This is a genomic window from Enterococcus sp. DIV1375a, assembly GCF_051712205.1.
GTDB lineage: Bacteria > Bacillota > Bacilli > Lactobacillales > Enterococcaceae > Enterococcus > Enterococcus faecalis.
On record NZ_JBIOOM010000001.1, the window covers coordinates 2,230,203 to 2,251,496 of the forward strand.

The following is a 21,294-nucleotide window of genomic DNA, read 5'->3' on the forward strand; positions in this document are numbered from 1 at the left end:
AAAAGTTATTTTATAATCTTCCAGTTATTTCCTACTTTTTCTAGCACCAAATCAAATTGAGATACTTGCGTTGCTTTGGTCTGCTGGTCGAGATACTTTACTGTCAGTGATACCGTGACTTGATTATCTTTACGATTGTAGATAGGATTCACGAGTTCTTGAAAAATATAATCTTTTCCGATAGATTTCAAAATACCATCATTCACATAGTAAGAAAGTTCACTCGCTGTTGCTGTAGGATAGAGCTTGAAGAATGTCGTTAGAAACTCAATGATTTCATTTGTCATAATGGAATCAACTGTACCATCACTTTCAATGACTTTTGGTTTATAGTCTGATTTCTTAGGTATGCTGGTAATGGTCGGGTTTTTAGTCAGTACCATATTTCCAGAACCATCTACATAGACTGTCACTTCATAAGCAGAATGGACGGTCTTTATATTTTCCCCCTCTGTAATCAACTGGTCTACACTATAGGTCACATCAAACTGGTTTTCGCCATCTGCTTTTACCATCCATATCTGAACCCCTCTTACAGAAGACGATACAGGAATATCCTTTCGGACTGTATCAATATTGAGAGCTTGAAGTTCCTCTGTCAGATAGGCTTTTAAGTTTTCCATACGATTATCAATGGACTGGTCGTTTAGTTCCCATGAATAGTAAACTTTCGCAAAGTTCTCTACAAAATTTTCTACATTATGAGTATCAACATATTCCTTTTCTATGATGGTTGTTTCGTGAATGGTGTGGGTATCAACGGCTGTAAAGTGCTTAAATATTGCAAAGCTGAAACTAAGCCCTAAAAGCACCCATAAGCCAATCACAACCTTTTTACGAGGATTGACTTTGTAGATACGAGGTTTCTTTTCCTTTGGTATCTGTTTTTCTTTATTCTGATTTTTTCTGAATTTCATCATTGAATCTTCCTTTCTCATTGTTTGATTCGTCCTGCTCCTACTAAATGCTGTTGCCAATAGGAGCTTGTTAAGTCGGCATAGCCGATAGGGTCTCCTGCGTGAAACATTCGATTATCGCCTAAATAAATCCCGATATGAGTAATATAAGAGCCAGCGTTATAGGTAGAATGAAAGAAAACCAAATCGCCAGCTTTTGCTTCGGATAGTGGGATATGTTGGGTCACATCATATTGTTGTTGTGCGGTTCGTGGTAATTTAATCCCAGCTTTGCCATACGTCCATTGTGTCAGTCCGCTACAATCAAATGAAGTAGTCGGGGAAGCTCCGCCATAGACATACTTCCAACCCTCATATTTCAGTGCTTCGTCCATGATGGCTTGTACCGTATTATCATTAAATTGAGTTGTGACAAGATACTGCGTAACAAGCTGAACATAAAACATATTGCCATAGTTATATCGCCAGCCCCCATTGATGGGTATGGCTATTGGATTGGGATAGGACACTTTTTCGCCGTCTGAATATTCCTTAGAGAAACTTTGAGCCAGTTCAAAGGTATATTTGTTTCCACGATTAGCCACATACCCTAAGAAGCCACCGCCATAATTGTAGGACTGAATAACCGATTCCAAATCCACACCGAGCCTATCTCTACTGGCTAATAATTCACTGAAATACTTCACACCTTGCTTGATAGATTCTTCTGTACTCAATGAATTGGGTGGTAGACCAAGGGATTCCGAGGACTGCATAACATCTTCGGCAGTACCGCCCGATTCCACCTGTATAATAGCAAGCAGTACATTAACGTATTCTTCAATGCCATATTCTCTAGCGTATTTTTCTACCATAGGCTTATGAGCCAGCACTTCTGCGGAAACATTCACACCGCCATAGTGAATGTTTGAAAAACCGCCATCTTGTTCATCTGAAAATAAAATGGCAACAAACAGAAGTAGTGAGAAGACCATCAAGAATAGCCCAGAACCACCAATCACTAAAGCTTTCAGTTTCATGGTTTCTTACTGCCTTTCTTGATAGTGGCGGATTTTATTGGTGGTCTATTTCTAAGGTTTTGGCTTTGAACTCTTTGAACAGTAGACGGACGCTCTTTTGTGACTGGACGTTGTGAAGCTCTGTCTGCTGGTGTAGTTGAAGTTGCTGGCTTTTGAACTGTTCTTTCTTGTGTAGTACGGTTTTGTCGTTCCGCTTTTAAACTTAAAGAATCGGACTTAACTGCTGGACGCTCCTGTTTGGCTTGTTGAGATTCCATGCGTGAAGTCTGAATAGAAGATTGTTTTGCGGTCTGTCCATCATGAGATTGTTCTTGCTTAGTAGCTGGTCTTTCATGAACGGAAGAAGCTGGCTGTTTTTTCTGTTTGACCTGTTCCATTTCAGAGCGACGCTCTGCAATGGTTTTGCGTCTTTGTTCCTGCTGTTCCTTGCGTCCGCTGGCTCTGTCTGCTCTGGTTTGAGAAATACTGGAAGTTAGGTCACGAACATTTTCTTTTGCTTTGGATTTTCCTTGATACACTGCATATCTTGCATTGGTCGGAATATCCTTAACCTGTTCTTTGAGATTACCAGCAGAATCAACGATTTTATCTTTGGTATCAGCAACTGCTCCGATTGTTTGTCCGATACGTTTTCCAAGTGTTGATTTTTCCTGTCCGTCTGGACGGGTGTGATCTGCTTGTGTCCTACCAGAACTACCCGACTGTCCTTGTTTTCCTGTAGCACTGGCAATGGCAGAGCCAGCACCTAAAGCTGTCATGGAGCGTCCAAGTTTACGCTGTAGGCGGTGCATATGAGCGTGCATAAGCATACGAGGTTTTCTCATCACACGACTTCCCACACTTTGAGAATCGTTGCTTTGAAGCGAAAACATACTCATTAAATCGCTCAGTTTGAAGTAGATTCCTGCAAAGGTCACAATCTGTAAAAAGGCAATCAAAAAGAACGGATAACCAGCCGATAAGGTATAGAGCATGGTTGAAATACTAAAGGCTGTCGTAATAATCAGCGTGATTCCAGCTCGTGTCAAAATGGTATTAAAGAGTTTGATAATGGCTCGTTTTGACATACCATCAAAGGACGGAATCATGCTTAAAATAAAGCTAACAGGTAGAAACATGGCATAGATGATAAAAAGTACCTGCGAGAAAATCATGATTCCTGTTAGTAGGAATACGAATATAGAAATCCCGATATTGAATACAAAGAGAAAGAAGACTGTACCCAAACGGTTAATAGTTTTTGTAATCGTCATGTTCACATTGTTTCTGTCTTCGATTTCTTCTGCTACAATTTTTTCTCTGTCTTCTCCATTATTACTGTCTGGACTGGTTGAAAGTAGACTTTCCACACGGTCAGCACCAATACTTTCAATGTCTGAACTGTTGTATTGAAGCAGTAGCCACGGTTGTTGAACCTGTATGGAAAATAGGCTGTCACGTATCAAGTCCACACTGTCATTTCCTTGACTGTCTGAATGGGGCATGACGATTTTCGTTCCTAATGATAAGCTGGCTTGACTGATGTCTGATGAAAAATCATTGATTTTTTTAATGTAGTCGGGAGCATAGGCAATAAAGGAAGCTGATAGGATAAATACCATGACAAAGTTCACAATGGCATGAATCGCTTTTGTAGTTTCTCTTTTTATCAGTCCTGTATAGACAACATAAACCCCAAGAACCAAAATCAAGAGTAAGAGGAATCCAACATAGAATCCCTCTGTTGATAGTCCGCTAGGCGTAACTCCTGCAAGGGTCTGCATATTCTTGCCAATGGAATCTGCTGTAGCAGAAATGAAGTCGAGGGAATAGGCTTCTTGAACTAAGTAGCCAGTCGCATTGGAAACATAAAGACTGATTGTCCAAATAAAATTGGTAATAGCATATAGTCCATACATGACCTGTTTTCCAATCCCGTCCGACCAGTTCCACGGTAGCCAGCCCCAGCTATTATCAACATAAAAATCCAGTTGATAGTTTTCAAGTGGGTATCGGCTGTATTCATTTGCTACATTGACCGTATCATCTACCAAGCCCGCAGCTTGAACCACTGTTCCCAACATTGCTAAAAGAAAAATGGCAATCACGAGTGATAAAACCACTGTCATTGCCACTTTATTTAGACGCTTCAGAGTCCAGTTTGATTTTAATTTCTGTACCATCATTACACCTCTTTTCTCACAGGCGGTCTGGTATCAAAAGCATGAAGTAATTCTTCAAAGACTGGGTGGAACTGTATCACACCGACACGACCATATAAATCACTGATAAGGCATTGTCCGTTCTCTAAGTCACGAAGTCGCTTCTGATTGTTTTCGTCCTCTGGGTCAACTCCAAAAAAAGCTAAGGTCTTTTTAATTTCGTTGATATCAGTGGAACGAAAGGCAAACTTCAAACCAAGATTATTTTTCAATTTTTCATCTAAAAGGTCATCTGTATTTTGAGTAACAAAATAGACACCTGCATTCATAGCACGTCCAGCTCTTACTAACTTCATAGATAAGGTTTTACCTTGTGCCACCTGTAAGAAACTCCATGCTTCGTCAAGGTCTACAATCTTGAAAAGGCTTCTGTCTGAATGGATAAAATCCAACGCAAAGGTGCTAATGACAATTAACATAGCAACGGATAATAGTTCCATTGTCGTGTATTCCTCAAAACTTGTTTCCTTATCAGGTAATACCAAATCCACCACCTGTATAATGTTGAGCTGTTTTTCAAGACTGATAGATTGTTCGACATAGCCATCACTGAATAAGAGATGTGCAAAATCATAATCCGTAAAGCTCTCGATATGGTCAGCGATACTGGTGCTTGTTGGTGTTCCCTCGACCCGCAATTCCTCAATGACTTTAAGAAGTCCACGCACTTCACTATTGGTTACTGCACGAATCGCTTTCCGTAGTACGGGAAAACGTTCAGAATCTCGTGAGGATATCCCTGTAAGGAATGTCAGAATATCAATAGCCAGTGATTCAGAATCTTTTGGATTTTTCATAATTACATAAGGGTCAAGCAGTCCTTTGCTTTTCTCATCAGAAGTGAGATTCACAATGTTAATCTCGTGAGCGATTTCTGGAAGCGTTTCTTTCCATCTGCCACGTTCCGCCTTTGGGTCAACAATCACTGCTTGTGCTCCATAAAGCACTGCATAATAGACGATAAGGTTATTCGCAAAGGATTTACCACCACCCAGCGAGCCAACAAAAGCCGACGCTAACGCATTGGTTACTGAACCCTTAACCCCTTGACTGGCAAGCGCTGGTTTGAGATACACATTGCGTCCTGTATCTAAGCTATAGCCAACATAAATCCCTTCATTTTCGCCCAGCATTTGCGTAGCACCAAAGCCAAGTCCAGCGAGGAAATCAGAAGTTACATATTGAATATAGTCATTCATATATCTTTTGCTTGCTGGCAGAAATTCTTCATGTAAGCCCAGCATATCGCCAAAAGGTCGAACCAGTTTCACAGACAAATCGTCGTAAAAGTCTTTCACTTCATTACAGCGACGTTTCAACTCGTCCAAATCATTAGCAGAAACCCGAACCACATAAGAGAGTTTGTACATAGATTCTTTGGATTGGTCTAAATTGGTTTCCAGCTCATTTACACTATCCAAGGCTTCTGCCACATTGGAGCTGGTTTCATTATCACTTTGCCATGCGTGATTATCTAAATCTTTCAACTCTTTCTTTTTATTGCGAACGGTGCTTAATGCTTTACAATTTGCCACGATTTCCACATTCATGGACGTGTCAATGGGAAAGGTAAATTGTTGTTGCTGGTAATAGAAAATTTCACTTGATGGAAAGTCCAGCTCTCCGACAATACTGTTAATGGTAAAATAAGCCACATAGACGGTTTCATCTTCCTGCTGGATTTTCAAGTATCGCTGTTTTTCTTCTATTAAACAGCGAGTAGGCTTGATGAGGTCATAGTATTTAATCAAGGTTTCATTATCCAGCTTCTTCTTTGATAGATGATACTCATAATCTTCATAAGCTGTACCTGTCTGTCCGTAAAGATGTTCAATCAGATAGCCGAAGTCGTCCTTATTCAGTCTGCGGATTTTGAAACGACGAGAGATTTTATTTTCCAAGAGCTTTTCCATCTTCTGAAAACGCAGGATTTCATCATTACTCATGCTGACAAAATCTCCCATTAACTTATGGTTCACATCATAGACAAAATCAGACAAAGCATTTTTGGCTTCAACGGTAAGACTTTTCATGGAAAACTCCTGATCGTTGAGAAGCAACTTAAAGCCGATAAAGAAACGGTAATCCACTTGATTTTCGCCAATCATGGATATTAAAGCGTCTGTCTGTTGGTCGATTTTGTCATAGGCAATCGCTTTGAGCTTGCCAGTGACTTCATTTTTAGAACGCTCTTGTGCTGAACGTATGCTGGATTCTGTACTGATTTGTAAGGCATGAATCTTGCCATCACGATTTTGTGCGATAAGCTGTCTGAAAGAATCATGCACTTGTATTTTCTGTTCTGGACTTAGAAATGAGTAATTGTAAGGAACAAGCTCATAATAGGCGTAACATTCGCCATCTTTATTCCAGACCAGATTATTTTCAATGTATTTAATTGGATATGCCATAAAATTCACTCCTAACTGCTGTAATGGCTTCTTGTGGCTGATTTCTGCCAAGGGTTACTTTTTTCCCTGCATAGGTCAGCTTTGGTCGCAGTGCATAAGCAATGACAGACTTTAAAAATCCATAAGGCTTTTTACCATCAAAGGTTTTTGTAGACATAAACCATGTGAAAGCGACAGGAATCCCAAAGTATTTGAGAAATGCTCCCTCAATCATGGAAAGAGGTGGCACGTTGCCAAGTATCATAACCGCAAACAGTGACACGACAAACCACGTCATTTGCGTAAAGGTTATGGGAAACGGAAGTCTAAAATCGTTTATGGAGTACAGCACTTTCTCAACAGACCAAATACTGGTATAGCTTCGTATTTTCTTCATAGAATCAATCCTTTCATAAAAATAGGGATAGCTGTTTAAGCTACCCCGCAAACAAGAAACTCTGCCAGTAGTAATGTACCGACAGACTTAATGAGTGATTTCAAAAATCCCATGATTGGTAGAAATGAATGTTCCCGAAAGTTCTAAATCACGACCATAGGATTCGTAATCAATATAGTTTTGAAGACTGGCTGGTACTTCGCCTAAAGCACCAGTTTCTTCAATGTAGTAACGGGCAACATCTTCCATATCATCACAATCCGAGTGAATAATAATATCCTCTTGATGTTCGCTTAGTTCCTCAATACTTGAAAAATGAGTGAGCAGAGCAGATAGCTCGGATTGTAGTTCCTCTGGCAACTCCGATACCATTTCCCATAGGCGATTGAGTTCGCCAATAGAAGTGTATTCGTCAACCGTAAAGGGTAACTCATAATCGTGAATGGCGTATTCCTCGTATTCATCATTCAAGCCGATTTTCTCTTTGACTTCTTCAAAATCAATGGGAAAGGTAAACCAAGCACCGACTAATTCTCCTTCATTGTATTTACCTAAGTTGGCAATATAGACTTGCATATCGTCCATGTGTTCACGTCCTTTCTGTGTAGAGATTCAAAAATCCCTACCGCACTTCGTTTGGTGTGCCATTCTTTTGCGGAACATAAGAAAACCACTTATATTCCACAAAATAACGGTTTAATTTAAGCACCGATAATGCGATTAAATAGCTCTAATAAAATGTCTTTTACTCCAGCAGCGTTGAACACCAAGCCCACCGCAATAATCGCAATGATGAGAAAGCCAATCAGTTTACTAAACTCACGCTTGAAGCCAAGATACAAGCCAATTACAACGATTGCTAAAAGTACCAGTGATTGAGCATTTGATAGAAACCAGTTATAAAGGTTTTGTCCAAAATTCATAAAAATGTTCTCCTTTCTGTATTCAGTAAATTTGTATTTAAGTTATTTTTTGTTCGTTATCACGTCCTGTTCTTTTACCGACTGTTGCTTTAAAATCTGCTTGTGTCGGTCTGTCAGTTTCGCATGGTCGAGAATGTCTTTCACAACCTGCGTCTGGTTAATTTCATCAAGTGTAATAGCAACCTTTAAGGTCGGGGCGACTTGATGAGATAGCCAGTTTAGTGTCCTTTGGAAAGAGTAAGGCTCTGGTTTTGTGGTTAGTTTTAATCGTTCACGATTGTTTCCAATAAACCATGCCCATTCTTCATTGAGTTTCCAATCGGAACGTGCTTTTGAATCGTCCTTATCCACAAAGCGGATATACCGATTGATAATCTTAAAAGCTGTATGCTCTGGATTATCATAGGCAAGTAAATCACGTACTGCATAATAGGCACGCTCATTTTTTAGTCGGATTTCAAAACGGTTTTTAACCTCTGCGTCTTCAATGGGAATATCATTTTTCTTGTACTGCTCATAGTCCTTTTCATAGATACAGAAATAGACTTCGCTTTGTAATGAACCGATATAAAGTGTGTTTCCCATACATTCCTTTTCATCTTTGCGTACCAGTTCGCCACTGCGATAGCTCTTGAAACTGCGGAACACCGAAATACACTCTTCCTGTCGGCATTTTTCCGTCAGTATGGGAATATTCAAAATCCCTGTTTTATCGTTGATGGCAAGGTCAAGGCGTTTCATCACGCCACTAGCCACCAAAGCGTCCATAAAGAACTCATACCAGCTTCTTTGTTGTGCTAAGAGATAGCTTTCAAATTGTCTGCACCCACGACCTTTCAATTCCACTAGAACCCCTTTATCCAGCTCATGAGAGCATAGGACGAAAATATTGCCTAAAGCATAATGTTCGGTATAGGAATAGAAGCCATAGTCTTCATGGAGCATATAGGAAAGTTTCAATCGTAAAACGTCCTCGACCACATGCTGTACGTCTGTTGTTGGAAACCGAATCCTTACATAGTCAAAGAGCATTTCAAGGGGAGCGTCGGGATTGAAGCGTTCCAGCGTTTCTAAAAGTGCCAGTTGTAATTCGTCTGATGGCTTGACCTTGCCAGTTTCAATGTCGCTAAGATATTGCCTTGTAATGCCTGTAGCAATAGCCAGTCGGTTTTGAGAAAGTCCATAAGATAAGCGTTTTTCCTTTAAATGCTGTACCCAAGTTTGTTCATTCAGTGAAATTCCTCCAATCAAAAAGGCGTATGTCAACTTTTAAAGCTCATTTGACATACACCGAAATTTTCTAAATCCCTTGTAACCAAAGGATTTTCTACTATTTTTTTGCCTGTTTCCTGTCGATTTGTACCCCCCTGTTAGATACGGGGGGTTAAGTGCTGGCGTGGCTGTCGCCACACCAGCCAGCAAGATTAGTCCACACCTGCGACTTCCGCTTCGCACGTCGCCTGCGTGTCCTGTTTGCTGTGGGATAACCTTTTTATTTCCTCTAAGAAATCATGTCCTTTAGGTACAAGGGGAGTATAAAATTCAGAGATGACACTTGTTCCAACATCAACATAACCACGTCCTTTAATCTGCTTTAGGAAAAAGTCTTTCTGTACGTCACTTCCAAACATCATGCCATAGCCCATTTCAGACATACGACCTAAAGCCACTCTAAAATTAAACTGGTCTCTGATTCCGTCGCCTAAATATTTTGCGTCGGGTCTTTGACAAGCCAGTATCAGAAAGAATCCAGCTTGACGACCTAACATAACAATCTGTTTGAGCTTGTTAAGCACTGCGGTATTTTCCTTTGTTCCCAGCATTTCCATAAAAGCCACATATTCATCAAAGATAAGAAAATGAGCTGGCAATCCTAAGTAAGCATAGTTTTCGCCTGTCTTGTAGTTTTCCATCTTTTTCATAACTTCACTGCGTTTCATCATTTCATCATAGAAACGGTCAATGCAGGAAAGCATATCGTCTTTCCTGTAGTAGACATTTCCCATCACAGAGCCTAAGTCTGCAAGATCAGCATTCTTTGGGTCAAGGATAGTCAGTTTTGAATTGGTATGAAGTAGAGCTTCAATCAGTGTCAAAATGAAGTAGGTCTTACCGCCACCAGTTCCCCCAGCAATCAGCATGTGAGGGAGTTTGTCATATTCCCACCAGACATTCGTCATTAAGCGTAACTTGCCATCTTTGGCTTGTACTTCATCAATGGAAAGTCGATTGGCTATGGTGTCATAGAGCAAGGTATATTCTACATAAGAATCCTTTAGCTCCTTGTCGGTCAGCTCACAGTACAAGCCACTTTCCAGCTTCTTTTCCAAGTGTAAGAGCTGGTCTTGATATTTCCCCAGCATGATTTCAACACGTATACTTATCAAGCCATCTTTAAGGCGATAATACATTTTGGGAAAGTAGGTTATCTTTTCCTTTGTCCGACTGGTACTATCCTTGAAGAAACCATCAGTTTTGACTTGTTCTGATTCATACCACTTGTTTTCAAGAATCATCTTCGCCAGCTTTTGACGGTGCTGTAGCTGTTTGAACATATCGTACTTGTATCTTCTGAATATAAAAGCACCTAACAAGCAAACAAGAATTGCGACACTGAAACTGATAACTAAATAGGGAATGTCAATCTTATCTACTTGTAGTAGGTCTAAATCCTGCCAGTTGATCTGCTGGATTGTCTTCACATGAAACAGTCCGACAACCAGCAGGAAAACAGGCAGAAGTGAAGCAATCGTAAAATGAAAGACTAAATCTTTATCCGATGGGCGAATCCTTTTACCACGCTGTTTCATGGGTAAAATCCTCCTTTCTCTCTAACGGAAGTGCTACTGTTTATCTATAACAGGTTCTTTCTTTGGTTGAGGTTGTGTTCTAAAGGAATTAGAATCCTTTGTTAGCACAATATCGTCAGCCTTGATATACCAGTCCACATCTGCCCCTTGAAAAGTAGCAGTAGCCACCGTATCAGCAACAGGATTGATAAGCTCCACTCGTGCGTTATAGTCAAACTCTTTCAGTGGAACACTGGCAGGAATACTCACTTGAATCATACGTCCTTGTCCTTTGGATTTAAGGTCATAGGTACGCTCTTTGATTTCATCTGATACCGACCCGTCTTCATTTTGGATTCTTACTTCACGTCGGAGTGCAGAGAACTTTAATTCCCCAAACGTAGCGTCTTTTTCTAAAACAATGCCATTGGCTAATCTCATAATGTTTTCCTCTCTTTCTTTCTATTCCTTAATCATGTCGTCAGCTTCTAAGATGTAGTTCGTAAAGCCACGAGTACCGATTTTGTAGCCCTCGGCAGTAATACGTGGATTGACGAGCTTTACTTTTTCTTCAAAACTGAAATGTTTTTCGCCAGCTTCAGCAGGAAGTACCACCACAATATCATCTGCTCTTTGAACATCTGAATAGAGGTTATAGCTTCTTGATAAGATAGTAAGCTGTCCGTTGATTCTTCGCTGTACGATTTTATCCTCGCCAGCAAATTCTAAGTTTCCGAATGTTTTTTCCATGTTGGGAATGACAAATTTAAGTTCCATATTTTTACCTATCCTTTCTGTTTAATGGTTTCATGAATCTAATTTGTTTGATGGTCTATTGGGTGGGGAACGACCTTGATTTTTTGCTTTCGTGGTATCACGTCCTTTCAAAATTGGGTAAAAAAATAGACGCTCCTATTTCCCATAATGGAATTAGTAAGCGTCTTGCTCCATATACATAACAAAAACCACTTGATATGAAAAATCAAATGGCTCTTTATATGTATTTATTCAATTTTAAATTTTGATATGAAGTTGTTTGCCTGCTGTTATGCGGTTCTTAGCAGGTGTCTTGATGGTACATTTCCATCCGGTAAGGCGTGAACCACCACTAAAATTCCATAAACAAAGTTCGGTGCTAGCCCCTTTTGTTCCAATAACAACAATAATTCTTCAAAATCAACACCTACAGCAAAAGCTAGTCCTAAACCGGCAAAGGCATACGTTCGACTAAACAAAAGCCAGGCTTGTTGACTACTCGTACCATGCAAATAAATAGACCAAAACGTCCCGATTGCTGGTAAAAGTGGCAAGAAAAATAACCAAAGCAGTAAGCGGGATTTTCGCTGGCCTATTAAAAAAATGATACAACCCATAAAAACCGCCAAATTTGCCAAAATTGACTGAGAAAAAGATAATTCAAAGGTCAAAATAAGAATCAAAGAAGCATAAATTGCTGCATTTGTTTGCTTTATTTGCATGTGGTTCCCTCCTGCCAGATAATCAGTTGTTGATGCAGCAATTCTATTCGGTAATTGCTCACGCCAGAGAGAGGTTCTAGCCGATGCGTGACGATTAGAAAATCTTGTTGCGCACTTTTTTCTTTGATCCATTCAACAAAATAATTGCATGCTCGCTCATCTAATCCAGCAAAAGGTTCATCTAAAAGTAAACAGTCCAAATCTAAGCTCAGCAAACTAATTAATTGCACCATCTTTTTTTGCCCTTCACTTAGTTGAAAAACACTGTGCTCTAGTTTTTCTTTTAAACCTAAAAAAGTTAAGGCTTCCTCTTGTTTTCTTCTTTTTTCTGCTGTCATGTTCTGACCAAACAAAAGCTCTTCTCGTAAAGTCAACGTGACAAACTGACGATTGGCTTGTTGCACCGCTAATGTCATGTGTTGATACAATTTTTTTGAAGCCCGCAAGCGGCGGCCTGCCAAGAACATTTTTCCTTGATATTTTTGTCTCTGAACGATGGCTTTTAATAAGGTGGATTTCCCCGCCCCATTTGGCCCCGTCAACGTGGTAATTCCTTTAAAAAAAAGCGCTTCTTTTTCTTCAAGTAGCACTCTTTTCCCCTGAGACAAACGAAAATTTTTCAATTGGAGCATTGGTTGTTTTACCACAGAATTTGTCAGTTGAAATGTCTGCGGTTTTGTTTTGATAAACGTCAACGGTTGCTTTTCAAACTGGCCATTTTTCAACGTGACGACTTGGTCCACAACATCAGCGTAATCGCTGAAATCGTGGTCGCACACCAAAATCGTTTTGCCTGCTTGATGGAGTCTTGCTAAGATTTGAATAAATTGTTTTCGAGAGGTTGGATCAATGCTTGCAAAAGGTTCATCTAATAAAAGAATATCTGGGTTCATTGCTAGCAGAACTGTCAACGCCGCTTTTTGTTTTTCACCACCAGATAACGTCGCTAATTCTCGTGTGAATAAGGTTTGAGTCTGCACAAGTTGAAGCGCTGTTTGGATTTTTCGGTTCATTTCTTCAGGCGAGATTCCTAAATTTTCTAAAGCAAAAATCAGTTCTCGTTCCAAGGTTTTCATTGTAAATTGTTGACTGGGGTTTTGAAACAGCATGCCAATTTTTTGCGCCTTTTCACGAGTTGATAATTGTCGGCGCTCCATTCCTTCAATCAAAATTTCTCCTTGGTAATCAAGCGGAGCAAATCCGGCAATCAATCGTAAGAGCGTTGATTTTCCACTACCACTATCGCCAATTAATAAGGAAAACGTTCCTTGAGGAATTGCTAAATTTGTCTTTTCAAACAAGGGTTGTTCTCGTGAAAAGGACACAGCTTTTAATTGGATACTATTCATTTTGCCTTCACAGCTAACCCTTGCGCAGACTGATACATTCGTAAAATAACTTTCGTTAAGAAAATACCAAAGAAACAAATGGAAACGAACCGAACGCTAATTAAAGCAATGTTCATCCCCAGACCGTAATTGCCATAACCAAACTTAAAGTATTCATACACATAACTAAAAATAGTCGTCCCAATCGCACTATAAAATAACGTGAGTGTATCGTACCGTTTGTAGCGTGTCACAAAAAAGCCACTTTCACTACCTAGGCCTTGAATCACACCAGAAATTAATACACTAGGTCCGAAATACGAACCATAAAGCATTTCTGCCAAAGCGGCTAAAATTTCCGCCAAAACAGCACTTCCCGCTCGTGGAATCAGCATCGCTGCAATTGGTGCCACCATGGTCCACATTCCAAATAAAAGCTCATTGGCAAATGGACTCAGTCCTAATGGTAACAGCGCAGCATTCAATAACGCATAGAGGAACCCTGCCCCCATAAAACACCGCCAAACAAAAAGGCTAAAAAAGCGAGTAAGACGACTTGTTGCAATGACCATTTTTTCAATAAAAAAACTCCTTTCTCTTAACAAAAAGCAAAAGGAGTGACTTAAATAAACCCTGATAAAAGAAAACACACTCATCCTAGGACAGAATGAGTGCGTGAAAAATCAAAGTAAATCGGCATTTCCCTGCGACAGTACTAACTGCATCAGGTTCAATGGGTATCATCTCAGCCATAACAGCACCCCAAATGTTTTTTATTAAAATGTACTTTTACTATAGCATAGAATAATTATAAAAACTAGTCTTGGCACTTTTTTCTTTCATCAAAAGCTGAAGAAATCAAACAATTTTGTAAGATAACTGTTAGGCAAATAAATGGTTGGTTGTTCTGGACTTTGTTATATTGTTCTTTATGAAAGAGAGGCGTTTATACTATGGGTAAAACATTAACTGGCTTTCATTTGAAAGTCATTGGGGTTATTTCAATGGTCTTTGACCATCTATTGCAATTTTTTAGTTTTTTAGGCGTGCCTGGTTGGTTCGGATGGATTGGACGAATTGCTGCACCTATTTTCTTATTTGAAAGTTCTGAAGGCTTCATTCACACAAGCAATCGGCGAAAATACATGTTCCGGTTATTGTTAGGCTTCTGGATTATGGGGATTCTGAACGGCATTTTAAATGCGTATTTTTCAACAGGTGGCTTAATTATCAATAATATTTTTGGGACGTTATTTTTAGGTACGGTCTACATGCAGTCTATGGACTATTTTAAACAAAAACAAATTGGTAAAGGGCTTCTTTGGTTTATTGTGCCTTTATTAATCAGCGCTCTACCTTTCGTTGTTTTTAGTTCTCCAGACATATTAAGCAATCCTGCTATCTTAATTGGTTTCCAACTTTTCAATCTGATTGTGCCATCACTAATGATGACAGAAGGTGGATTTTTATTTGTTCTCTTGGCCGTGGCTTTTTATTTATTCCATGGCAAAAAGTGGTTACAAGTTTCAGCGATTGGCGTTGTTGCGTTGATTTCAGCAGCCAGCTATAATTTCCAAGAACTATTCGGGGTGAACCACCAATGGATGATGATTTTAGCAGCGATTCCAATTGTTCTTTATAATGGTGAAAAAGGCCGTGGCATGCGGAATTTCTTTTATATTTTCTATCCAGCTCACATTGCTATTTTTGCAATTATTAGTTTCTTCATGCAACGTTAATTATTTTCTGCTTGACGATTGCCTAAAAACTGTTTACAATGCAACATGTAAACAAATCGTACAGATAACACGCAAGTTGCGTGTCGAGAGAGAGGCGGTTTCTATTCTTATAGAAACTGCTTCTATTTTTTTACGAAAAAATGAAAACTATAGAGGTGATTAAATGGAACAAAAAAACGTACGATTATTCCCTGCCGTTTTAGCGACAGGAATTATGTCTTTTGCTGGCGTATTAATTGAAACAGCAATGAATGTAACCTTTCCGACATTAACAAAGGAATTTGGTGTTTCCACCGGTACCGTGCAGTGGGTGACAACGATTTATTTATTAGTTATTTCTATCATGGTGCCCTTATCCAATTATTTATTAAAAACCTATTCACTAAGACGCTTATTTATCGTTGCGAATCTTTTCTTTTTGATTGGTTTAGCGATTGATGTCTATTCGCCATCTTTCAGTATCTTGTTATTAGGCCGACTCTTCCAAGGGGCTAGCACTGGGATTGCTTTGCCACTGATGTTTCATATTATTTTGAACTTTACCCCGCTGGAAAAACGAGGAACGATGATGGGGGTAGGCACATTGACCACTTCAATTGCTCCAGCCATTGGTCCAACGTATGGTGGAATCTTAACATCTTCCCTGTCTTGGCACGCCATCTTTTTATTCTTAATTCCTATTTTACTACTTTCTTTGTTTATGGGATTATCTGCTATTCCAGAAATACCTGTTAAAAAAACCACCACTCTTGATTTGGTTAGTTTAATTGGTATTGCCCTGTTATTTAGTGGTTTGTTGATGTTTTTAAGTAAAATTGGCACATTGTTTGGCTGGCTTTCACTTCTGGCAGCCGTTATTGGCTTTGTTATTTTTTATAAACGAGCAACGACGGCTGAACAGCCACTAGTTCGTTTGACAATTTTAAAAAATCCCGCCTTTGTTTTATTTTTATGTGGCTTTTTAGTTTGTCAATTCTTATTGTTAGGTATTTCCTTTGTCTTACCAAACTTTGTTCAAATCGTCCTTGGAAAAAATGCGTTTGTAGCTGGGCTAGTCATGCTGCCAGGTGCTACAGTTGGGGCCATTTTAGCACCACTTTCTGGACGAGTGTTGGATCAATACGGCGCTAAAAAACCTATATTATTTGGCTTAAGTTTGGCGACAATCGGTTGGCTAGCTTTAACAATTTTACTAGAGATGCCTGTTTTATTAGGATTCGTCGCTGGACATGTTACCTATATGATTGGTCTAGGTTTTGCATACAGTAATATGATGACGACTGGTATGAGCTTGTTAGAGGAGAAAGATTTTGGCGACGGCAATACGTTATTTAATACACTTCAACAATTTTCTGGCGCTATTGCGACGGCCATTGTAGCGACGATTATTAATATCGCTCAAGACCACGCAGATAATTTTGCTCAGGGGACAACGATGGGCTCCCTTATTTCTCTGATTTTCTTGTTAACCTTATTAGTAATTGTTTTAATTGCTTGCTGGAATTATTTCCGCAAAAAAGCTTAAAAAAAAGCAGCTGGTCAGTTCCATAGTGACCAGCTGCTTTTTTTAGTTTTCTAAAGATAGTTGTTTTTTTGTTCTTCTTGCTTCCGAATATAAAGTACGAACAAGACAGCAATTAGCACGATAAAGCCACCAAAAATCGGTGTATATGTTACTGATAAATGATCTGTGACTACCCCACCTGTCATTGAGCCAACGGTAATCCCAATATTAAAGGCTGCAATATTAAAAGCTGAGGCCAAAGTGATATCTTCTGGAACATACTTTTCCGCTAATTCTACAACATATAGTTGTAAACCAGGTACATTCATAAAGGCAAATAGACCCAACATCAAACTTGCTAATAAGCCTAGAAGACTGTTATCCATTAAAACAGTAATGAATAAAAAGACTAAGGACAGAATTAATAAGCTAAACATTTTTACTAACGAATCTAAAGGTTTTTTATTTGCCCAGTGACCACCTACTGTATTGCCAATTGCGACCATTACGCCATAAACAACTAAAATAATCACTACCGCGTTGGCTGAAAAGCCTAAATTTTCCAATAACGGTGACAAGTACGTATATGCAGCAAACGTTCCACCATAACCAAAAGCAGTAATTAGAAAAGAAAAAACGAGGGGTTTGTTCGTAAAAATCCGCGTGATTCCTTTTAAGTCAACCTTCCCTGGTATCGGTAAATTTTTGGGAACTAAAAAATAACTAGCAATCAGTCCCACCAAGCCAATACTGGCTATAAAAAGAAAGGACATATGCCAAGCTGTTTGTTGCCCAATAAACGTCCCTAAAGGTACGCCAGTCACTGTTGCAACCGTTAAGCCCGTAAACATAATAGCAATAGCGCTAGCTCGACGTGACGGCGGCACAACATCTGCGGCGATGACAGTCGAAACAGACATGAAAATACCATGCGCCAATGCAGAAAGTATCCGCCCTACCAATAAAATAATAAACGTTGGCGCAAACGCAGCAATTAAATTCCCACTAATGAAAAGAAGCATAATCCCCAGCATTAATGAGCGACGATTCCATTTTCCTGTCAAAATTGTTAATAACGGCGCCCCAATCGTCACACCTAAAGCGTATAAAGAAACAGTCAAACCTGCTTGGGAAAGACTAATATGAAAACTTTTAACAATCATTGGTAATAAACCCACACTAATAAATTCTGTTGAACCGATTGCGAAAGCATTGATAGCTAATGCAAAGAGCGTTAAATTTGGTGAAATTTTCTTTTCCATTCTCTTCCTCCTAAAAAACATTTGAATTTCAACAAAAATTACTATATACTAAGATTGAAATTTTGATAAGTACCTACTTTTTTGTATCATAGGTACCTTTTAGTAACTTTTGTTTATTATCAACCTATTAAGGAGGAATGTTTTTTGGAAACTCGTACATATGCGATTGGTGTCGAAGCAACGATGGATGTTATTGGCGGCAAATGGAAACCAATTATTCTGTGTAATTTACGGCACGGCGCCATGCGCCCCAGCGATTTAAAACGCGGCATTACTGGCATTAGTCAAAAAATGCTGACACAACAATTACGGGAACTCGAAGAAGACAACATTATCGAGCGGAAAGTTTACAACCAAGTTCCACCAAAAGTCGAATATTATTTAAGCGATTATGGTCAAAGCCTCTCTGCTGTCTTAGATAACTTATGTAATTGGGGAGAATCCCACGTGGCTCATTTGCAAGAACAAGGCCAAGAAATTTATTTAAAATGTGAAGATTAGTGAACAAAACGTTTATAAACTATATTAAGAGGGAACTTTAAGCTATTTAAAGCCTGGGGAAAAATCATTTTAGATTTTTCCCCAGGCTCTTCTTATGCTTTAATAACTTGAATATCTTGCGTTAATTGGGCCCAATGATTAGTGGGTCCGTGGCCATGTCCAACAGAAATTGCTTGGCTAATGGCCCCTTGTATAAACTGTTTGCCAATCACAATCGCCGCTTCTAACGGCGTACCTTTTGCTAATTCGGCTGCGATACACGCTGAAAAAGTATCTCCTGTTCCATGAGTATTTTTTGTTACAACTCGCGGTGCACTTAGCCAAAAGCTCGAACCGTCTTCCATTAACACATAATCAGCCGCTTGTTGATTTGTGCTATGTCCGCCTTTCATAATAATATTTTTTGTGCCCAATTGCTGTAATTTTTTTGCTGCGGTCTGCATTTCTTGTTCTGTCTTGATGGTCGTCTCTAGTAAAACTTCCGCTTCTGGTAAATTAGGTGTCACGACCGTTGCTAATGGCAACAGTTGCTCTTTAATCGTTTGAACTGCCTCGGCTTCTAACAAATGGTGTCCACCTTTAGCCACCATTACAGGATCGACAATCAACGGACCAAAATCAACTTTCTGCAAATTGCGAACAACAGCTTCGACACGCTCACTATCTGCTAACATCCCCGTTTTCGCTGCCCCAATTTTAAAATCAGCCGCCAGTGATTGGAATTGTGCATCAATAAATGAACTAGGAATCGGCAAACTTTCTTGTACGCCATACGTATTTTGTGCCGTCAATGCAATGACAATATTTAAGCCAAATGCCTGCCGCGCTTGAAATGTTTTTAAATCTGCTTGCATGCCAGCTCCCCCACCAGAATCAGAACCAGCAATCGTGACTACTTGTGGGGTCAAATTATATTCGGTCATTTTCTCGCCTCCAACATTCGCTCCGTTACACGCATCAACCCTTGAACTTTCTCGGTTATCTGTTCAGCCAGCATAATTTCACTGACCAGTGAAACACCAGCCACTCCCGTTCCCATAAGTTGTTCTATATTTTCTTCTTTGATCCCACCAATCGCCACAACAGGAATCGTGACTGCTGCAGCAATTTCAGAAAGTGTCTGCAAAGAAGTTAACGGACTGTCCTTAGTCGTTGTGGGGAAAATTGCGCCCACGCCTAAATAATCGGCGCCCTCGTTTTCCGCTTCAACTCCTCGTGCCACCGTTTTGGCTGAAACACCTACGATTTTTGTGGACCCAACCAGTTTTCGCACAAGAGCAACCGGTAATTCATCATCCCCTATATGCACACCTGCCGCATCCACTGCCAAGCAAATATCGACACGATCATTAATAATCAACGGAATCTGATACGCATCTGTTACCGCTTTAACTTTCACTGCTAATTCGTAAAAGCGCCGTGTTGACACTTCCTTTTCGCGCAGTTGGACCAATGTCACTCCACTGCGACAAGCAGTTTCAATTCGTTTTAAAAATTCAGTATCACTAAAATCATACCGTCCTGTCACCAAATAAACTTTCAATTGCTCTCTCATAGCACTCGTCCTTTCACCGCCTCAAACCAATCCTTCTCCTTCATTAAAAGAGATAACTGATTTAACGTATTTTGGCGAAAATCGGCCAGCCCTTGGCTCTTAGTCTTGGCTTTTTCTCCGCAAAGATTAAAATAGCTCACTGCGGCTACTGCCGCAGTCATTGGCGCGTTGCCTTCACCTAATAAAGCGGCAACTAATGCGCCGACTAAATCGCCCGTGCCAGTGAAACAATCCAACTCAGGAACACCATTTTGTAAGACAATCACTTGCTCTTGGCTAACCAAGACATCTTGAATCCCTGTTGCTAAAAATTCCGTCTGGGGAAACTTTTGCGTTTGTTGACGTAAAGCCTGAATCAGTTCCTCAATTGCTTCTTCACTTTGATCCAAAGGGCTGCCATCCACTCCTCGGCCATGACTCACCAACTGGCAAAAAGTCCGCATTTCTGAAAGATTCCCTTTCACAACGGTTGGCTGATTGTGCACCAGCTTTTCCCCAACTTCATTGCGAATATCACTAGCGCCATAACCAACTAAATCGACTACGGTCGGTTTATTCACTTGCCGAGCATAATCACTAGCTGCTAACAAGCTCTGCTCTCGTTCTTGTGATAAATGGCCTAAATTCAAAACCAAGGCACTGGTTTGCTGAAACAACTGCGGAAATTCCCGGGGATCATCTGCCATAATGGGTTTAGCATCAATATAAAGTAATGCATTCGCCATAGACTCACACGTAATTTCATTCGTAATGCACTGAATTAATGGTGCCGTTGTCAGTGGAAAAATCGTTTCAAACTTAACGCTTGTTTTCATAAAAGTACCCTCCCAAAAATAATTCCTGTGTTTGTTTAAATACCCGAGTTTCTTTCAGTTTTACTAAGACAAGCCAAGCAATCACTGAACCAATCAGTGTGGCGCCGATAAATCGTGGCGTATAAATGAACCAATAAAAATTCTGCTTACTGCCAGTAAACCAAACCATTACAGGATAGGACAATAACGAGCCAATGATGCCTGTACCAAAAATTTCTCCTAGCATCGACCAGCCTAATTTTTGTCCCCATTGATAAAATAAACCAGCAAAAAACGCGCCAAAGACGGCACCTGTTAACGCTAATGGAGGAATACCTAAGAACGTCATACGGATTAAGCCGCAGACAAGTGCCATGAGCGTTCCGTAAAGAGGACCTAATAAAACTCCGGCAATAATGTTCATGACACTGGACATAGGGGCCATTCCCTCAATTCGCATTAACGGCGATAATACAACGTCCATCGCAATCATTAAT

Annotated in this window: 20 protein-coding genes, 2 pseudogenes and 1 riboswitch; of the genes and pseudogenes, 3 read left to right on the forward strand and 19 right to left on the reverse strand. The window is 39.9% G+C overall.

Annotated elements, in window-relative coordinates; genetic code table 11:
* Window positions 1–5: 5 nt before the first annotated feature.
* The 14 genes and pseudogenes from IGJ63_RS10845 to IGJ63_RS10910 form a co-directional block, all read right to left on the reverse strand.
* Window positions 6–938: a conjugal transfer protein gene (locus tag IGJ63_RS10845; RefSeq protein WP_002324550.1), complete on the reverse strand. Its 933-nt coding sequence runs from the start codon at window positions 936–938 to the stop codon at window positions 6–8.
* Window positions 935–1,936, reverse strand: coding sequence for a bifunctional lytic transglycosylase/C40 family peptidase (locus IGJ63_RS10850; RefSeq protein WP_002324551.1), 1,002 nt, complete (start codon window positions 1,934–1,936; stop codon window positions 935–937). The genes IGJ63_RS10845 and IGJ63_RS10850 overlap by 4 nt, the downstream gene beginning before the upstream one ends.
* Window positions 1,933–4,101 carry a CD3337/EF1877 family mobilome membrane protein gene (locus IGJ63_RS10855; protein ID WP_011860840.1) on the reverse strand — a complete coding sequence of 723 codons (2,169 nt, stop codon included), beginning with the start codon at window positions 4,099–4,101 and terminating at the stop codon, window positions 1,933–1,935. Before IGJ63_RS10855 ends, IGJ63_RS10850 begins: the two co-directional genes overlap by 4 nt.
* Window positions 4,101–6,548, reverse strand: a complete 2,448-nt coding sequence (locus tag IGJ63_RS10860) for an ATP-binding protein (protein ID WP_002324553.1) — start codon at window positions 6,546–6,548, stop codon at window positions 4,101–4,103. The genes IGJ63_RS10855 and IGJ63_RS10860 overlap by 1 nt, the downstream gene beginning before the upstream one ends.
* Entirely contained in the window at window positions 6,532–6,924 is a 393-nt protein-coding gene (locus tag IGJ63_RS10865; RefSeq protein WP_002324554.1) for a conjugal transfer protein, read from the reverse strand. The genes IGJ63_RS10860 and IGJ63_RS10865 overlap by 17 nt, the downstream gene beginning before the upstream one ends.
* A gap of 87 nt (window positions 6,925–7,011) precedes the next feature.
* Window positions 7,012–7,509 (reverse strand): antirestriction protein ArdA, encoded by a 498-nt coding sequence (locus tag IGJ63_RS10870; RefSeq protein ID WP_002324555.1) that lies wholly within the window; start codon window positions 7,507–7,509, stop codon window positions 7,012–7,014.
* 116 nt (window positions 7,510–7,625) lie between these two features.
* Window positions 7,626–7,847 carry a hypothetical protein gene (locus IGJ63_RS10875; protein WP_001009056.1) on the reverse strand — a complete coding sequence of 74 codons (222 nt, stop codon included), beginning with the start codon at window positions 7,845–7,847 and terminating at the stop codon, window positions 7,626–7,628.
* A gap of 42 nt (window positions 7,848–7,889) precedes the next feature.
* Window positions 7,890–9,095 carry a MobT family relaxase gene (gene mobT, locus IGJ63_RS10880; RefSeq protein ID WP_025186485.1) on the reverse strand — a complete coding sequence of 402 codons (1,206 nt, stop codon included), beginning with the start codon at window positions 9,093–9,095 and terminating at the stop codon, window positions 7,890–7,892.
* 176 nt (window positions 9,096–9,271) lie between these two features.
* Window positions 9,272–10,657, reverse strand: a complete 1,386-nt coding sequence (locus IGJ63_RS10885; protein WP_002324557.1) for an FtsK/SpoIIIE domain-containing protein — start codon at window positions 10,655–10,657, stop codon at window positions 9,272–9,274.
* A 33-nt stretch (window positions 10,658–10,690) separates the two neighbouring features.
* Window positions 10,691–11,080 carry a YdcP family protein gene (locus IGJ63_RS10890; protein WP_025186486.1) on the reverse strand — a complete coding sequence of 130 codons (390 nt, stop codon included), beginning with the start codon at window positions 11,078–11,080 and terminating at the stop codon, window positions 10,691–10,693.
* An 18-nt stretch (window positions 11,081–11,098) separates the two neighbouring features.
* Window positions 11,099–11,413 (reverse strand): YdcP family protein, encoded by a 315-nt coding sequence (locus IGJ63_RS10895; protein ID WP_002324559.1) that lies wholly within the window; start codon window positions 11,411–11,413, stop codon window positions 11,099–11,101.
* A 308-nt stretch (window positions 11,414–11,721) separates the two neighbouring features.
* Window positions 11,722–12,114: pseudogene (locus IGJ63_RS10900) on the reverse strand (cobalt ABC transporter permease); the annotation flags it as partial.
* Entirely contained in the window at window positions 12,105–13,463 is a 1,359-nt protein-coding gene (locus tag IGJ63_RS10905; protein ID WP_368015360.1) for an ABC transporter ATP-binding protein, read from the reverse strand. The pseudogene IGJ63_RS10900 and the gene IGJ63_RS10905, both read right to left, overlap by 10 nt.
* Window positions 13,460–14,022 (reverse strand): annotated as a pseudogene (locus IGJ63_RS10910) (ECF transporter S component). Before IGJ63_RS10910 ends, IGJ63_RS10905 begins: the two are co-directional and overlap by 4 nt.
* Before the next feature lie 104 nt (window positions 14,023–14,126).
* A riboswitch (TPP riboswitch) is annotated at window positions 14,127–14,217 on the reverse strand.
* A gap of 178 nt (window positions 14,218–14,395) precedes the next feature.
* On the opposite strand from IGJ63_RS10910, the gene IGJ63_RS10915 reads away from it, so the two are divergent.
* Together IGJ63_RS10915 and IGJ63_RS10920 are read left to right on the forward strand one after the other, a co-directional pair.
* Window positions 14,396–15,181 (forward strand): TraX family protein, encoded by a 786-nt coding sequence (locus IGJ63_RS10915; RefSeq protein WP_202254629.1) that lies wholly within the window; start codon window positions 14,396–14,398, stop codon window positions 15,179–15,181.
* 163 nt (window positions 15,182–15,344) lie between these two features.
* Window positions 15,345–16,706: an MFS transporter gene (locus IGJ63_RS10920; protein ID WP_002382490.1), complete on the forward strand. Its 1,362-nt coding sequence runs from the start codon at window positions 15,345–15,347 to the stop codon at window positions 16,704–16,706.
* Window positions 16,707–16,756: 50 nt separating this feature from the next.
* Here the strand turns inward: IGJ63_RS10920 and IGJ63_RS10925 are convergent, their stop codons facing one another.
* A complete protein-coding gene (locus IGJ63_RS10925) occupies window positions 16,757–17,947 on the reverse strand; it encodes an MFS transporter (protein WP_002359426.1) in 1,191 nt (396 codons plus the stop codon).
* 144 nt (window positions 17,948–18,091) lie between these two features.
* On the opposite strand from IGJ63_RS10925, the gene IGJ63_RS10930 reads away from it, so the two are divergent.
* The gene (locus tag IGJ63_RS10930; protein ID WP_002356348.1) at window positions 18,092–18,448 is read left to right on the forward strand and encodes a winged helix-turn-helix transcriptional regulator; all 357 of its coding nucleotides are present in this window, start codon (window positions 18,092–18,094) and stop codon (window positions 18,446–18,448) included.
* 92 nt (window positions 18,449–18,540) lie between these two features.
* On the opposite strand, the gene thiD is transcribed toward IGJ63_RS10930, so the two are convergent.
* The 4 genes from thiD to thiW are packed head-to-tail and all read right to left on the reverse strand — an operon-like array spanning window position 18,541 to window position 21,290.
* Complete coding sequence (gene thiD, locus IGJ63_RS10935; RefSeq protein ID WP_002419287.1) at window positions 18,541–19,371, reverse strand: bifunctional hydroxymethylpyrimidine kinase/phosphomethylpyrimidine kinase; 831 nt, start codon at window positions 19,369–19,371, stop codon at window positions 18,541–18,543.
* Entirely contained in the window at window positions 19,368–20,003 is a 636-nt protein-coding gene (thiE, locus tag IGJ63_RS10940; RefSeq protein ID WP_002368794.1) for a thiamine phosphate synthase, read from the reverse strand. Before thiE ends, thiD begins: the two co-directional genes overlap by 4 nt.
* A complete protein-coding gene (locus IGJ63_RS10945; protein ID WP_438746467.1) occupies window positions 20,000–20,818 on the reverse strand; it encodes a hydroxyethylthiazole kinase in 819 nt (272 codons plus the stop codon). Before IGJ63_RS10945 ends, thiE begins: the two co-directional genes overlap by 4 nt.
* The gene (gene thiW / locus IGJ63_RS10950) at window positions 20,802–21,290 is read right to left on the reverse strand and encodes an energy coupling factor transporter S component ThiW (protein ID WP_002356342.1); all 489 of its coding nucleotides are present in this window, start codon (window positions 21,288–21,290) and stop codon (window positions 20,802–20,804) included. Before thiW ends, IGJ63_RS10945 begins: the two co-directional genes overlap by 17 nt.
* Between the last annotated feature and the right edge of the window lie 4 nt (window positions 21,291–21,294).

What these genes read in the sequence shown, in the direction of transcription:
- IGJ63_RS10845 (WP_002324550.1), bottom strand. Translation starts at nt 938, where the DNA reads ATGAGAAAGGAAGATTCAATGATGAAATTCAGAAAAAATCAGAATAAA.
- IGJ63_RS10850 (WP_002324551.1), bottom strand. Translation starts at nt 1,936, where the DNA reads ATGAAACTGAAAGCTTTAGTGATTGGTGGTTCTGGGCTATTCTTGATG.
- IGJ63_RS10855 (WP_011860840.1), bottom strand. Translation starts at nt 4,101, where the DNA reads ATGATGGTACAGAAATTAAAATCAAACTGGACTCTGAAGCGTCTAAAT.
- IGJ63_RS10860 (WP_002324553.1), bottom strand. Translation starts at nt 6,548, where the DNA reads ATGGCATATCCAATTAAATACATTGAAAATAATCTGGTCTGGAATAAA.
- IGJ63_RS10865 (WP_002324554.1), bottom strand. Translation starts at nt 6,924, where the DNA reads ATGAAGAAAATACGAAGCTATACCAGTATTTGGTCTGTTGAGAAAGTG.
- IGJ63_RS10870 (WP_002324555.1), bottom strand. Translation starts at nt 7,509, where the DNA reads ATGGACGATATGCAAGTCTATATTGCCAACTTAGGTAAATACAATGAA.
- IGJ63_RS10875 (WP_001009056.1), bottom strand. Translation starts at nt 7,847, where the DNA reads ATGAATTTTGGACAAAACCTTTATAACTGGTTTCTATCAAATGCTCAA.
- IGJ63_RS10885 (WP_002324557.1), bottom strand. Translation starts at nt 10,657, where the DNA reads ATGAAACAGCGTGGTAAAAGGATTCGCCCATCGGATAAAGATTTAGTC.
- IGJ63_RS10895 (WP_002324559.1), bottom strand. Translation starts at nt 11,413, where the DNA reads ATGGAACTTAAATTTGTCATTCCCAACATGGAAAAAACATTCGGAAAC.
- IGJ63_RS10905 (WP_368015360.1), bottom strand. Translation starts at nt 13,463, where the DNA reads ATGAATAGTATCCAATTAAAAGCTGTGTCCTTTTCACGAGAACAACCC.
- IGJ63_RS10915 (WP_202254629.1), top strand. Translation starts at nt 14,396, where the DNA reads ATGGGTAAAACATTAACTGGCTTTCATTTGAAAGTCATTGGGGTTATT.
- IGJ63_RS10920 (WP_002382490.1), top strand. Translation starts at nt 15,345, where the DNA reads ATGGAACAAAAAAACGTACGATTATTCCCTGCCGTTTTAGCGACAGGA.
- IGJ63_RS10925 (WP_002359426.1), bottom strand. Translation starts at nt 17,947, where the DNA reads ATGGAAAAGAAAATTTCACCAAATTTAACGCTCTTTGCATTAGCTATC.
- thiD (WP_002419287.1), bottom strand. Translation starts at nt 19,371, where the DNA reads ATGACCGAATATAATTTGACCCCACAAGTAGTCACGATTGCTGGTTCT.
- thiE (WP_002368794.1), bottom strand. Translation starts at nt 20,003, where the DNA reads ATGAGAGAGCAATTGAAAGTTTATTTGGTGACAGGACGGTATGATTTT.
- IGJ63_RS10945 (WP_438746467.1), bottom strand. Translation starts at nt 20,818, where the DNA reads ATGAAAACAAGCGTTAAGTTTGAAACGATTTTTCCACTGACAACGGCA.
- thiW (WP_002356342.1), bottom strand. Translation starts at nt 21,290, where the DNA reads ATGATTGCGATGGACGTTGTATTATCGCCGTTAATGCGAATTGAGGGA.